Raw genomic sequence first — 12,572 nt, 5'->3', positions numbered from 1 at the left:
ACACCATCCGAACCGGCGGACACGTCGCCTTGTGACAGGACGGGATCACCGAACGTGACCCCTCTGCGCAGCAGCATGGTTGACATACAGTCACCGCGACAAGCGCTTCAGGCATATTCCAGCGCGAAGATGAAGGCGTGGTGCATACTGTGCGGCGCTCACGCCGCGCTACCGCTCGCATTCCCGGGAGCGTACCGGAGCAGTCCCCCGCATTCGGGCCGCTTCGGGCCCCGCCAAGGACACAAACCGATATCAACTCTCCGTAATCGGACATGCGTGCCGCGTCAGACCCCGCCAGTGGCGAGCAAATCGGCCGCCAGCACCTCCTCCGCCTCGCCCGCCGTCCGCCACTGTGCGGCCCCCAGCCACGCCCGCTTCAGGTGCAGGTGGACGTCAGCCTCCCAGGTGAAGCCCATGCCGCCGTACACCTGGAGACAGTCGCGCGCGTTGCCGCCGGCGGCCTCGTCCGCGAGCAGCTTCGCCCCGGCGATCTCCCCCGGGTCCGCCGTGACCGCCGCCGCGTACACCGCCGTACGGGCGAGCTCCGCGCGCACCAGCATCCCCGCGCACAGGTGCTTCACCGCCTGGAACCCCCCGATCGGCTGCCCGAACTGCTCGCGTTCCTTCGCATGGCGCACCGCCAGCTCCAGGGTGCGCAGGGCGCTGCCGAGCTGGAGGGCCGCCGTCAGGAGCGCCCCCTCGTCACGGTACGGAGCCACCTCCGCCCCGTCCGCGGGGGCGGGCACGCGGTGCAGCGGGGTCAGGGGGTCCGCCGAGCGGACCGGCTCACCCGTGCGGAGCAGCACCGCCGGGTCCACGCCCGACCCGAGGACGGCGTCCGCCTCCCCCAGGTGCGCCACGAGAGCACCGCCCGGTGCTCCCGGTGCTCCCGGCCCGCCCCCGCCGCCCAGGTCGAAGGCCGTGACCACCGCGGTGCCCTCCGCCGCGCCCGGGACCGCCCCGGCCGCCAGGTGCGTCGCCACCAGCGGCCCCGGCAGCAGCGCCCGCCCGGCCTCCTCGAAGACGAGCACGGCCTCCGCGAGCCCGAGCCCGACCCCGCCGGCCGCCTCCGGCAGCCGCAGCGCGAAGAACCCGGCCGCGCCCAGCTCCCGCCACAGCCCCCGGTCGAGCACCGCCGCCGGGGCGTCCACGGCGTCCACTGCGGCCCGCAGCACCTCGCGCCCGTACCACCGCGCCAGCAGCGCCCGTACGCCCGACCGCAGGTCCCGCTGTTCCTGCGTCGGCTGGAAGTCCATGTCCCTCACCGGCCCTTCGGGAGGCCGAGGATCCGCTCGGCGACGATGTTGCGCTGGATCTGCGAGGTGCCCGCGGCGATCGTGTACGAAAGGGAGGACAGCCGCTCGCGCACCCACTCCTCCTCCAGGACGAGCGAGCCCGCGCCCAGCACCTCGGCGGCCGTGTCGTACAGCTCCTGCCGCGCGTGCGAGTAGGCCAGCTTGAACACCGATCCGCCCGTCCCCGGGACCCCGCCCGTACGCTGGGCCGCGCTCACGTTCCACTGGGTGAGCCGCCACAGCGCGCCGAACTCCGCGTGCAGCCGCCCGAGCCGGCGCCGCAGCACCGGGTCGTCCCAGCGGCCGTTCGCCCTGGCCGCGCGGGCGAGCTCGCCCAGGGTGCGCCGGCAGGCCACCACCTCGCCGACGAAGGCCGTGCCCCGCTCGAAGGAGAGGGTGACCATGGTGACCCGCCAGCCGTCGTTCTCCTCCCCGACCCGGTTGGCCACCGGGACCCGCACCCCGTCGAGGAACACCTCGGCGAACTCGGTGCTCCCGACCAGGGTGCGCAGCGGCCGGACCGTCACCCCGGGCGCGTCCATGGGCATGGCCAGCCAGGAGATGCCCCGGTGCCGCGGGGCGCCGGGGTCGGTGCGGACGAGGAGTTCGCACCAGTCGGCGATCTCCGCGTGCGAGGTCCACACCTTCGAGCCGGTGATGACGTACACGTCGCCGTCGCGGACCGCGCGCGTCCGCAGGGAGGCCAGGTCGGAGCCGGCGCCGGGCTCGCTGAAGCCCTGGCACCACAGCTCTTCGCCGCGCAGCACGGGCGGCAGCCAGCGGGCCCGCTGCTCGGCGGTGCCCTCGGCGGCGATGGTCGGGCCGGCGTGCAGCAGGCCGACGAAGTTCGCGCCGACGTAGGGGGCCCCGGCGCGCTCGGTCTCCTCCAGGAAGATCAGGTGCTGGGTGGGGGTGGCGCCGCGCCCGCCGGCGTCGACGGGCCAGTGCAGGCCCGCGTACCCGGCGTCGTACAGCCTGCGCTGCCAACCGAGGTCGTGGGCGCGGCGGCCCGGCCAGTCGTCGGGGGACGGCTTCGGCGGCAGCTCGGGCAGCACCTTGGCGAGCCACTCGCGCAGCCGCGCCCGGAACTCCTGCTCCTCCTGCGTGTACGCGAGGTCCACTACCGTTACCGTGCCGTCCCGGCGCCGGCCGCGGCCCGGTCGCGGTCCAGGTCCAGGTCCAGGCCGAGCATGCGGATGGCGTTGCCGCGCATCAGCTTGTAGACGGTCTCCTCGTCGAGGCCCTTCACGTGGTCGAGGGCGACCTCCTTGGTGTGCGGGAAGGTCGAGTCGACGTGCGGGTAGTCGGTCTCGAAGGTGGCGTTGTCGCGTCCGACGACGTCGAGCGAGGCGATGCCGTGCTTGTCCCGGAAGAAGCAGCAGAACATCTGCCGGTAGTAGTACGTGGACGGCGGCTCCGGGATCAGGTCGCGGACCCCGCCCCAGGCGCGGTGCTCCTGCCAGACGTCGTCGGCGCGTTCCAGGGCGTACGGGATCCAGCCCATCTGGCCCTCGCTGTAGGCCAGCTTGAGCTGCGGGAACTTCACCAGCACCCCGCTGAAGAGGAAGTCCATCATCGAGGCCATGGCGTTGTTGAAGCTCAGCGACGCCTGGACGGCGGGCGGGGCGTCGGGGGAGGCGGCCGGCATCTGGGACGAGGACCCGATGTGCATGTTGACGACGGTGCCGGTCTCCTGGCAGACGGCGAAGAACGGGTCCCAGTAGCCGGAGTGGATGGAGGGGAGCCCGAGGTAGGTGGGGATCTCGGAGAAGGTGGCGGCGCGGACCCCGCGGGCGGCGTTGCGGCGGATCTCGGCGACGGCCAGGTCGATGTCCCACAGCGGGACGATGCACAGCGGGATCAGCCGGCCGCCGCTGTCGCCGCACCACTCCTCGACCATCCAGTCGTTGTAGGCGCGCACGCAGGCGAGGGCGACCTCCTTGTCGTGGGCCTCGGCGAAGGTCTGCCCGCAGAAGCGCGGGAAGGTGGGGAAGCAGAGTGAGGCCTCGACGTGGTTGAGGTCCATGTCGGCGAGCCTGGCCCGGGGGTCCCAGCAGCCACGGCGCATCTCGGCGCGGGTGATGCCCTCCAGGGTCATGTCGTCGCGGTCGAAGCCGACTGCGGCGATGTTCCGCTTGTACGGGAACTTCAGGTCCTCGTAGATCCACCAGTCGGTCGGCGGGCCGTCGGGGTCCATGGAGATCACGTACTTGCCGCCGCGGTACTCCAGCTCGCCGATGCCGGCGGTGAGCGGCCTGGGTCCGCGGTCGCGGTACTTGGCGGGCAGCCAGACGTCGAAGAGGTGGGCGGGTTCGATGACGTGGTCGTCGACGCTGATGATCCGAGGCAGTTCCATGGTGTCCCCTCACCGCGAGCCGGATCGAGCCTGATCCGGTGAGCCGAATCCGTCGGAGCCGATCTGATGGACCGGAGCTGATCTGATGGACCGTCAGGAAAAGCGGTCGCCCCACGCTAGCCCCGCCACCCCTGGACCGACAAGCGCCCCGGCCCTACGCTCTGCCCATCATCTGACTACCCGTCAGCAATGACCGGTCGAACGGAGGGCTGCCATGCCGGGAACGACGCGGACGCCGGCCGACACCGCGCACGAACTCGACGGCTCCCCCACCCTCTGGGCACTCGTCGCCCGGCGGGCGGAGCTGACCCCCGACGCCCCCGTCCTCATCCAGGCGGCCCCGGACCCCGCCGACGACCGGACGATCACCTTCGGCGAGCTGCGCGACCGCGCCGAGCGGGTGGCCGCGGGCTTGTACGGGATGGGGGTGCGCCCGGGCACGGTCGTCGCCTGGCAGCTGCCCACCCGGATCGAGACGGTCCTGCTCTCGCTGGCCCTGGCCCGGCTCGGAGCCGTCCAGTCCCCCGTGATCCCCTTCTACCGGGACCGCGAGGTGGGCTTCGCGCTGCGCGAGTCCAAGGCCGAGTTCTTCGCCGTCCCCGGCCTCTGGCGGGGCTTCGACCACACCGCGATGGCCGGGCGGCTCGGCGCCCGCGGCGTCTTCACGGTGTACGAGGCCGCCGACCTCCCGGACGGGGACCCGGCCGGGCTCCCCGCACCGCCCACCGAAGGGACCTCCGTACGCTGGATCTACTGGACCTCCGGCACCACCTCGGACCCCAAGGGCGTCCTGCACACCGACCGCTCACTGATCGCGGGCGGCTCCTGCCTCGCGCACGCCCTGCGGCTCGGCCCGCAGGACGTCGGCTCGATGGCGTTCCCCTTCGCCCACATCGCCGGCCCCGACTACACGGTGATGCTGCTGCTGTACGGGTTCCCCGCGGTGCTCTTCGAGAAGTTCGCGATGCCGGACGCACTGGACGGCTACCGGCGCCACGGGGTCACGGTCGCGGGCGGCTCGACCGCCTTCTACTCGATGTTCCTCGCCGAGCAGCGCAGGAACCCGTCCGAACCGCTCATCCCGACCCTCCGCCTGCTCGCCGGCGGCGGCGCCCCGAAGCCGCCCGAGCTGTACCACGCGGTGGTCCGGGAACTGGGCTGCCAGCTCACCCACGGCTACGGCATGACCGAGGTACCGATGATCACCATGGGCGCCCCGGACGACACCGCGGACCACCTCGCCACCACCGAGGGCCGCCCCCCGGCCCGCATGTCCATCCGCATCACGGCCCCCGACGGCACCCCGCTGCCCGCCGGCACGGACGGCGAGGTCCGACTGCGCGGCGAGGCGGTCTGCCGCGGCTACCTCGACCAGGCCGGACCGGCGGACGACGGCCCCTTCGACGCGGACGGCTACCTCATCACCGGCGACCTCGGCCGCCTGACCCCCGACGGCTACCTCGTCCTCACCGGCCGCAGCAAGGACGTCATCATCCGCAAGGGCGAGAACATCTCGGCGAAGGAGATCGAGGACCTCCTCCACCTGCTCCCGGAGGTCGGCGACGTCGCCGTCATAGGCCTGCCGGACCCGGACCGCGGCGAACGCGTCTGCGCCGTCGTGGAACAACCCCCGGGCACCGCCCCCCTGACCCTGCACCGGCTGACGGACCACCTCCGCGCCCAGGGCCTGGCCCCGCACAAGCTCCCGGAACAACTGGAGCTCCTCGACGCACTCCCCCGCAACGAGGCCCTCCGCAAGGTACTCAAATACCAACTCCGCGAACGCTTCGCCGGGGCCTGACGGAACCGGCCCGCCCCCGCCGGCCCCCGTGGCGGGCGTCTCATTCCGCTCGGGCCCGCCCGGCCCGGCACGCGCCGCGTGTCACAATCGTCAGTCTCCCCCATCCGTCAGAGCGCCCCTTCGGGTCCCGTTCTCGAGAGGCGTCATCCGCATGCGCGATTCCCGCCAGAACCGTTTCCGCTGGTCCCACGGAAGCGTGGCGGAGCTGTTCTCGGGCCGCGAGAACAGCCTGGGCCTGCTCCGGCTGCTGCTGGCCTCCGCCGTGGTCCTGTCGCACGCACGCATCCTCGGCTTCGGGAAGCGCGAGTTCGGCTACGCCTTCGCCGCCGGGCAGACCGACCTGGGCAAGCTCTCCGTGTTCGGGTTCTTCATCCTCTCCGGCATCCTCGTCACCCGCAGCGGCAACCGGCTCCCCGTCGGCCGCTTCCTGTGGCACCGGGCCCTGCGCCTGCTGCCGGGGCTGTGGGTGTGCCTGGTGGTGACGGCCTTCGCCGTCGCGCCGTTCCTGTACTGGCGCCAGCACCACGGCCTCGCCGGCTTCCTCGGGCACGGCGAGGGCCCGCTGGACTACCTCCGGGCCAACTTCGCCATCCGGGTGCACCAGTGGGGCATCTCGGGCGTCCTCGACACCGCCCAGCACAAGGGACTCACGTTCAACCGCAGCTTCGACGGCGCCCTGTGGTCCCTGGAGTACGAGGTCCTCTGCTACCTCGGCGTCGGCCTCCTCGTCCTCGCCGGAGCGCGGGCCGGCGGCGTGGTCCGAGCACGGCGCGCCATCCTGGCGGTCGCCGCGGTCCTGGGCTGCTACGTGCTCGGCGAGGCACTCACCGACCCCCGGGTGAACGCCACGGAGATCCCGATGCGCGACGGCATGCCGGACGTGCCGATCGTCGGCGGCTACGTCGTGCCCTGGGTCTTCTACCTCGGCTTCGCCTTCGCCCTCGGCGCCCTCATCGAGGTCTACAAGGAGCGGGTCCCGGTCAGCGACCCGCTGGCCCTGCTGAGCGGCCTGACCCTGCTCGCCGCCCTGCACTACGGCTGGTTCTACGTCCTCGGCGTTCCGGCCCTCGCCTACCTCCTGCTGTGGCTGGCCATCCGACTGCCCGCGCCATTCCGCAAGGTGGGCCGCAAGCACGACTACTCGTACGGCATCTACATCTACGGCTTCGTCGTCGAACAGGCCGTGGCCGCGCTCGGCGGGGCGCGCTGGGGCTTCGCCGCCTACCTCGCGCTCAGCGTCGCCGGCACCCTGGTCGCGGCGGTGCTGTCCTGGCACCTCGTCGAGCGCCCCGCCATGCGGCTGAAGGACATCGGCCTCCCCCGTCCCGGCCTGCCGCGGCAGGCCGACGACGGCGCCGACCGGCGCACGACCACGGACCAGGAACGGGAGCCGGTCCGGGCCGGCACTCAGGCGCCGTAGCGCACGGGCCGGGGCGGGTCAGGCGTCCGGGGCTTCCACGCCGCAGTACGACGCGAAGGCGGTGAGGAGGCCGTCCTCCGAGAGGCGGCCGTCGCCGTCCGTGTCCAGGGCCGCCGCCACCGGGCCGGCCACCTCCGCCGGGGTGCCCAGGACCCGCAGGACACGGGCCGCCTCGGCCGGGGTCACGCCGCCGCCGTCCACGTCGGCCACCGCGATCACCGCGTGCAGGAACGGCCGCGCGATCTCCGCGAACCGCTGCGGGCTGTCCCGCAGCCGCTTCGCCGCCCCGGTGATGAACTCCTGCCGGGTCACCCGCTGGTCGCCGTCGACGTCCGCGATGCCCGCCATCCCCTGCCAGAACGCCTCCGCGCCCGCGAACACGGCCTGGCCCTTCTCCGACCGCGGGGCCGTGCCGAATTCGGCCAGCACCGCCTTGGCGGCCGCGCTGAAGTCCTGGCGGTCGATATATCCGTTGCCGTCCTGGTCGAAGGTGGCGAATCGGGCGGCGATCTTGCGCTCGTATTCTGCGCTGTCCATATCGGGGGTTCCGCCTTCACGTGTGCGGTGGGGTGCAGTTCAAGACAAGCGGGAGCGTAAGCCCTTTGCGGCCCGCACGTTAAGCGAAGGCGTCAAGGAGGCGGCCGCATCGAACCCGCGCACGGGAAGCGCGACGGGGCGCGCACATCCGTGCCCATGTGCCGGCCCCATGTGCCGCGCCGCGCCCCTGCGTTCACACCCCGTCACAGCCCGTCCGCGGCCCGCCACTCTTCCAGGCGAGGTTGCCGCAAAACAGGCGAGCACCGGCCCTTGCCCATTACATTCGATGCGTCGACACACGGCTGGGGGCACGATGCCGAAGGACGCACCACCGCGCTGGGACCGCCGCATGCAGCAGCGGCTCGCCCGCGGCGAGGCCGCCGCACTCGGCGAACTGTACGACCGCTTCGCCTCGCTCGTGCACAGCCTGGCCCACCGGGTGCTCGGCGACGAGAGGGCCGCCGACCGGATCACCCGCGAAGTGTTCGGCTACATCTGGGAGAACCCGGACGCCTACGACCCCAAGCAGGGCTCCCTGCGCTCCTGGGTCGCCCGGGTCACCCAGTGCCAGGCCGTCGCCCGGCTGCGCCAGACCGAGGTCGGCCGCGGCTCCCGCGAGGAGATCGAGCAGAAGGTCCGCAGCGCCAGCGCCGCCGCCCGCGCCGACTACATCGTCACCTCGATGCCCGCGCCGCTGCGCGCCGCCCTGGAACTCGCCTACTTCAAGCGGCGCGACTACCGGCAGGCCGCCGCCGACCTGCAGATCAGCGAGGACGAGGCGCGGCGCCGGCTGCGCCTGGGACTGCAGCTGCTGTCCACCGCCAACGTCCTCACCCCAGGGGACGCCAGCCCGCCCGGCTTCGGCCCGCCCGGATATGGAACGCCCCGATGAACGGTCCCGACGACGGACGCGACGGACCCGACGGCCACGACGGATCCGACGGCCGCGAGGAGCGGCAGATCGGCAGGCCGCCGCGGATACCGGGCCCGCGCGGTCCCGCCGATAACCTCGACCCGCGGTACGCGCCCCGGCCACTGCCGGAGCCACCGCGGCCGCCGGCGCCCGTACGGCCCGAGCGGGCCCCCGAGCCCCGCTCGCACGCCGTGCTGAAGTCGCTGCTCGGCGCGTGGGCGCTGGCCGCCTGCTCCCCCGAGGAGATCCAGGCGGTGGAGGCGCACCTCACCGAGTGCGCGCCGTGCGCGGAGGAGGCGCTGCGGCTGCGCGACGCGGTGGGGCTGCTGCACCCGGCGGAGAGCCTGGACCTCAAGCCGCTGCTGCGCTCGCGGGTGCTGGAGGACTGCCTGGGCAAGCGTCCGGCCCGGATCCCGCTCCCGGCGTGGGCGAGCCCGTACGACACGGAGACCGCGCGGCTGGACGCGCTGCTGCGCGACTTCGGGGACTCCGAGTGGGAGACCCCGGTCCGGCTGAAGTGGTTCGAGGAGGAGCGCCGACAGACCCGCCGCACCACGGTCGCCGGGGTGATCGGCCACCTGCTCACGGTGGACGGGATGATCGCGGGCGCCCTGGGCCTGGACGACCCGCTGGGCCCGGCCGCGGCGCGGGAGCGGGGACCGGCGGCCCGTACGGAGCTCTACTGGAACTCCGTCGAGCAGCCGATCACCCGCCAGGTCCGCGAGCCGTGGCGGGAGCAGGGCCACACGCTGGTGCGGACGGTGTCGTTCGCGGGCCGGGGCGTGGCCGAGCTGTCCGTGGACTACGGGCACTTCGCGCTGCCGCTCGGGGACGCGTTCCTGGAGCGGGCCTTCGAGTGCTGGGTGCACGCCTGGGACATCGCGGAGGCGGTGGACTACCCGTACGACCCCCCGTCGGGACCACACCTGCACCGGATGATCGACCTGGCGGCCCGGCTGCTGCCGAGCGCGCTGGCGCACCGCCGCCGGGCCGGGCTGGCGGCTCCGGCGCGCGGGCTGGTCGCGGCCGGGGCGCCCGGCCGGACCCTGCACCTGGAGATCGAGGGCTCGGGCGGCGGGAGCTGGGACATCGCCCTGGACTCGCCGGCCGCGAAGCCGTCGGCGGAGCAGACGGTGGCGCGGATCGCGCTGGACGGGGCCGAGTTCTGCCAGCTGGCCGCCGGGCACATCTCGCCGGAGGAGGCAGCCGTCGGGCAGCACGGTGACCGGGAGGCGATCCGGGACGTGCTGTTCGCGGCCGCCTCCCTCAGCCACCTCTAGCCTCCGGCCCCCGCGGCCCGCCGGGCCCCGCCCGGCCGGGGGCATCGGCCCCCGGACCCGTGGGCCGGAGCCCGGTGCGGCCCCGTCGTGCCGTGTGCCGGGGCGCTGCCCGGACCCCGCGCCTCAAACGCCGGCGGGGCCGAACAGGTCAGGCGAAGACGACCGTGCGGGTGCCGTTCAGCAGGACGCGGTGCTCGCTGTGCCACTTCACGGCCCGCGCCAGCGCCTGGCACTCCACGTCCCGGCCGATCGCGACGAGCTGGTCCGGGGTGACCTCGTGGCCGACCCGCTCGACCTCCTGCTCGATGATCGGCCCCTCGTCGAGGTCGGCCGTCACGTAGTGCGCGGTGGCACCGATCAGCTTCACACCGCGCGCGTGTGCCTGGTGGTACGGCTTGGCGCCCTTGAAGCTCGGCAGGAAGGAGTGGTGGATGTTGATGATGCGGCCGCTGAGCTCCTTGCACAGGGTGTCCGACAGCACCTGCATGTAGCGGGCCAGGACGACGAGCTCCACGTTCTCGTCGCGGACCAGCTCCAGCAGCTGCGCCTCCGCCTCGGCCTTGGTGTCCTTCGTCACCGGGATGTGGTGGAAGGGGATGTCGTACGAGCGGACCAGCTCTTCGAAGTCGGTGTGGTTCGAGACGACGGCGGCGATCTCCACCGGCAGGGCCCCGATCCGGGTGCGGAACAACAGGTCGTTGAGGCAGTGCCCGAACTTCGACACCATCAGCACGACCCGCATGCGCTCGTCGGAGCGGTGGATCTCCCAGTCCATCCGGAACGAGTCGCCGATCGCGGCGAAGCTGGCCCGCAGCTTCTCCACGGAGACGGGGGGCTCGGCCGAGAAGTGCACCCGCATGAAGAAGAGGCCGGTGTCGCGGTCGCCGAACTGCCGGCTGTCCTCGATGTTGCATCCGGTCATGAACAGGTAACTGGACACGGCGTGCACGATGCCCTGCTTGTCGGGGCAGGACAGGGTCAGTACGTACTGCTGGGGTGCCTGGGGCTGCGGGTCGTCGCTCATGGCACCACAGCCTTTCACACCGGGCGGGTGAGCATCCTCAGCAGTTCCAGCGAACGCGGCGCGGCATCCGGGTCCTCGCCGTCCGCCTGCGCCAGCCGTACGTGCGCCTCTCGCGCGGCGCGCACCGCCTCGGGCCAGCCGTGGTGTTCCAGATAGGCGGACACGGGGGCGTCGGGTCCGACCTGGTGGAGGATGCGCAGCACGCGGAGGACGGCGACGTCGACGAGGGTGGCCTCCTGCACGTCGCGGAAGATCGTGCCGACGTACTTCTCCGCGGACCAGCTGTCCAGCCAGGTGTCCTCGACCAGCCGGTAGACGGCGTCGGTGACGTCCCCGTATCCCTCGGCGCCCGCGAGCCAGACCTCTTCCTGGAAGGCGGGATCGGAGAGCATGTGCAGCGCCGAGCGCACGTTGCTGCGCCAGCGCCACCACGGCATGTCGTTCAGGGGCATGCCGCCCATGGTGGAGGAGCGGCCGCCGCGTCGGGAAGAGTTCTTCGAAGCTTGGGCGAATGTCACGCTTTCGATCGTACGTTCCGGTCTGGAGCGATCTTCAAGCACCTGTGGAGGACCACGCCCCCGCCATTTCACCTGAATGTCACGCCCTGTTACGCCGATCTCACTGCCGATTTCCCCGTGAGGCGGAAGGGTGCTGGGACATGACCGATCGGAGACGCACAACTCCCCGCTTCCGTACCGCCACTGCCGCCGCGACGGGCGTCTGCCTCCTCGCCGGCTGCGGCGTGCTCCCCGGAAGCTCGGGCGGCCCCACGGACACCATCACGGTCATGACCTTCGCCCCGCAGGACACCAGCGCCACCAACATGCCGGGAATGACCGGTATGGCCAAGGCGTACGAGGACTGGGTCAACACGTCGGGCGGGATCAACGGCCACAAACTGCGCGTGCTCACCTGCAACGAGAAGAACACCCCGTCGGGGGCGGCCGACTGCGCCCGCAAGGCCATCGCCGAGAAGGCCGTCGCCGTCGTCGGCTCCTACAGCCAGCACGGGCGTGCCTTCATGGCCCCGCTGGAGGTCGAGGGCATCCCCTTCATCGGCGGGTACGGGGTCTCCGCGGAGGAGTTCCAGAGCAACCTCTCCTTCCCCGTCAACGGCGGCCAGCCCGTACTCCTCGCCGGCGCCGGACGCCAGCTGGGCCGCGCCTGCAGCCATGTGGCGCTGGTCCGGCCCGACACACTCGCCGGCGACTCGATGCCGATCCTGCTCAACGCCGGCCTGCGGTCCGACGGCGCCGGCAAGGCGGGCGAGGCCGCCGACATCCGCGCCGCCGAGGACTCCGCCGACTACACGCCGCAGGCCCGCGAGGCCCTGACGAACTCCTCCGGCGGCAAGGACCGCGGCTGCGTGACGGCCGTGCTCGGCCAGCGCACGGAGACGTTCTTCGACGCCTTCCGCCGGGCCGACGACAAGCGCCGGAACCCGCAGATCGCCTCCGTGCTGGGCAGTGTCAGCCAGGCCCTCATCGACCGCACCGGCGGCCGGGAGAGCCCCTTCGAGGGCGCGCTCGTCACCAGCTGGTACCCGGTGTCGAGCGACCCGGTCTGGAAGCCGATGCGGAAGGTGATATCCGAGCACGCCTTCGGCAACGACGCCGTCGACCCGGACGACAGCGGGACGCAGACCGCCTGGATCGCCTACACCGTACTCAGCGAGGCCGTCAAGCGTCTGAAGTCCGGCGAGGACGTCACCCCGCACAGGGTGACGCGCGCCCTGAACCAGTCCGACCCCGTCAAGACCGGCGGCCTGACCCCCGACCTGAACTGGCGCTACGAGAACATGCGCGCCCTGGCCGGCTTTCCGCGCATCGTCAACGGGCAGGTCACCTTCCAGGTCGTCCAGTCCGGCCGGCTCGTCGCCCAGCAGGGCGAGCAGCCGATGGACATGACGCAGACGCTGGAGCAGGCCCCGCGCGCCACGTGACGTA

General features: G+C 72.6%; 11 protein-coding genes. 5 read left to right on the top strand and 6 right to left on the bottom strand.

Going from position 1 to position 12,572, the window contains the following annotated elements:
* Window positions 1-284 precede the first annotated feature (284 nt).
* The 3 genes from ACSHWO_RS19570 to ACSHWO_RS19560 are packed head-to-tail and all read right to left on the bottom strand — an operon-like array spanning window position 285 to window position 3,651.
* Window positions 285-1,256 carry an acyl-CoA dehydrogenase family protein gene (locus ACSHWO_RS19570; RefSeq protein WP_438313412.1) on the bottom strand — a complete coding sequence of 324 codons (972 nt, stop codon included), beginning with the start codon at window positions 1,254-1,256 and terminating at the stop codon, window positions 285-287.
* A 5-nt stretch (window positions 1,257-1,261) separates the two neighbouring features.
* Window positions 1,262-2,416: an acyl-CoA dehydrogenase gene (locus ACSHWO_RS19565; protein WP_438313410.1), complete on the bottom strand. Its 1,155-nt coding sequence runs from the start codon at window positions 2,414-2,416 to the stop codon at window positions 1,262-1,264.
* 5 nt (window positions 2,417-2,421) lie between these two features.
* Window positions 2,422-3,651 (bottom strand): amidohydrolase family protein, encoded by a 1,230-nt coding sequence (locus tag ACSHWO_RS19560; protein ID WP_438313408.1) that lies wholly within the window; start codon window positions 3,649-3,651, stop codon window positions 2,422-2,424.
* 214 nt (window positions 3,652-3,865) lie between these two features.
* Here ACSHWO_RS19560 and ACSHWO_RS19555 point away from each other — a divergent pair, with 214 nt between their 5' ends.
* Window positions 3,866-5,452: a class I adenylate-forming enzyme family protein gene (locus tag ACSHWO_RS19555; RefSeq protein ID WP_438313406.1), complete on the top strand. Its 1,587-nt coding sequence runs from the start codon at window positions 3,866-3,868 to the stop codon at window positions 5,450-5,452.
* 151 nt (window positions 5,453-5,603) lie between these two features.
* The gene (locus ACSHWO_RS19550; protein ID WP_438313404.1) at window positions 5,604-6,872 is read left to right on the top strand and encodes an acyltransferase family protein; all 1,269 of its coding nucleotides are present in this window, start codon (window positions 5,604-5,606) and stop codon (window positions 6,870-6,872) included.
* A gap of 18 nt (window positions 6,873-6,890) precedes the next feature.
* On the opposite strand, the gene ACSHWO_RS19545 is transcribed toward ACSHWO_RS19550, so the two are convergent.
* Window positions 6,891-7,409, bottom strand: coding sequence for an EF-hand domain-containing protein (locus ACSHWO_RS19545; RefSeq protein ID WP_385806200.1), 519 nt, complete (start codon window positions 7,407-7,409; stop codon window positions 6,891-6,893).
* Window positions 7,410-7,722: 313 nt separating this feature from the next.
* Between ACSHWO_RS19545 and ACSHWO_RS19540 the strand changes: the two genes are divergently transcribed.
* Both ACSHWO_RS19540 and ACSHWO_RS19535 read left to right on the top strand, forming a co-directional pair.
* Window positions 7,723-8,301 carry a sigma factor gene (locus tag ACSHWO_RS19540; protein WP_385806202.1) on the top strand — a complete coding sequence of 193 codons (579 nt, stop codon included), beginning with the start codon at window positions 7,723-7,725 and terminating at the stop codon, window positions 8,299-8,301.
* Window positions 8,298-9,602, top strand: a complete 1,305-nt coding sequence (locus ACSHWO_RS19535; RefSeq protein ID WP_438313401.1) for a zf-HC2 domain-containing protein — start codon at window positions 8,298-8,300, stop codon at window positions 9,600-9,602. The genes ACSHWO_RS19540 and ACSHWO_RS19535 overlap by 4 nt, the downstream gene beginning before the upstream one ends.
* A gap of 148 nt (window positions 9,603-9,750) precedes the next feature.
* Here ACSHWO_RS19535 and purU read toward each other — a convergent pair whose 3' ends face one another.
* Both purU and ACSHWO_RS19525 read right to left on the bottom strand, forming a co-directional pair.
* Window positions 9,751-10,626, bottom strand: a complete 876-nt coding sequence (gene purU / locus ACSHWO_RS19530) for a formyltetrahydrofolate deformylase (protein WP_438313399.1) — start codon at window positions 10,624-10,626, stop codon at window positions 9,751-9,753.
* 14 nt (window positions 10,627-10,640) lie between these two features.
* Window positions 10,641-11,087: an SCO4402 family protein gene (locus ACSHWO_RS19525; RefSeq protein WP_361095840.1), complete on the bottom strand. Its 447-nt coding sequence runs from the start codon at window positions 11,085-11,087 to the stop codon at window positions 10,641-10,643.
* Window positions 11,088-11,284: 197 nt separating this feature from the next.
* On the opposite strand from ACSHWO_RS19525, the gene ACSHWO_RS19520 reads away from it, so the two are divergent.
* The gene (locus ACSHWO_RS19520; RefSeq protein WP_361095694.1) at window positions 11,285-12,568 is read left to right on the top strand and encodes an ABC transporter substrate-binding protein; all 1,284 of its coding nucleotides are present in this window, start codon (window positions 11,285-11,287) and stop codon (window positions 12,566-12,568) included.
* Window positions 12,569-12,572 lie beyond the last annotated feature (4 nt).

This window comes from Streptomyces pallidus (ex Mingjun et al. 2026) (assembly GCF_051550185.1).
In the GTDB taxonomy this organism is placed as follows: domain Bacteria; phylum Actinomycetota; class Actinomycetes; order Streptomycetales; family Streptomycetaceae; genus Streptomyces.
The sequence above is the reverse complement of the archived record's forward strand: the minus strand, read 5'-3'. Positions and strand labels throughout refer to the sequence as shown.

Bases quoted from the DNA above. Each gene is read 5' to 3' on its own strand.
- ACSHWO_RS19570 (WP_438313412.1), bottom strand. From the start codon at position 1,256: ATGGACTTCCAGCCGACGCAGGAACAGCGGGACCTGCGGTCGGGCGTA.
- ACSHWO_RS19560 (WP_438313408.1), bottom strand. From the start codon at position 3,651: ATGGAACTGCCTCGGATCATCAGCGTCGACGACCACGTCATCGAACCC.
- ACSHWO_RS19555 (WP_438313406.1), top strand. From the start codon at position 3,866: ATGCCGGGAACGACGCGGACGCCGGCCGACACCGCGCACGAACTCGAC.
- ACSHWO_RS19550 (WP_438313404.1), top strand. From the start codon at position 5,604: ATGCGCGATTCCCGCCAGAACCGTTTCCGCTGGTCCCACGGAAGCGTG.
- ACSHWO_RS19545 (WP_385806200.1), bottom strand. From the start codon at position 7,409: ATGGACAGCGCAGAATACGAGCGCAAGATCGCCGCCCGATTCGCCACC.
- ACSHWO_RS19540 (WP_385806202.1), top strand. From the start codon at position 7,723: ATGCCGAAGGACGCACCACCGCGCTGGGACCGCCGCATGCAGCAGCGG.
- ACSHWO_RS19535 (WP_438313401.1), top strand. From the start codon at position 8,298: ATGAACGGTCCCGACGACGGACGCGACGGACCCGACGGCCACGACGGA.
- purU (WP_438313399.1), bottom strand. From the start codon at position 10,626: ATGAGCGACGACCCGCAGCCCCAGGCACCCCAGCAGTACGTACTGACC.
- ACSHWO_RS19525 (WP_361095840.1), bottom strand. From the start codon at position 11,087: ATGGGCGGCATGCCCCTGAACGACATGCCGTGGTGGCGCTGGCGCAGC.
- ACSHWO_RS19520 (WP_361095694.1), top strand. From the start codon at position 11,285: ATGACCGATCGGAGACGCACAACTCCCCGCTTCCGTACCGCCACTGCC.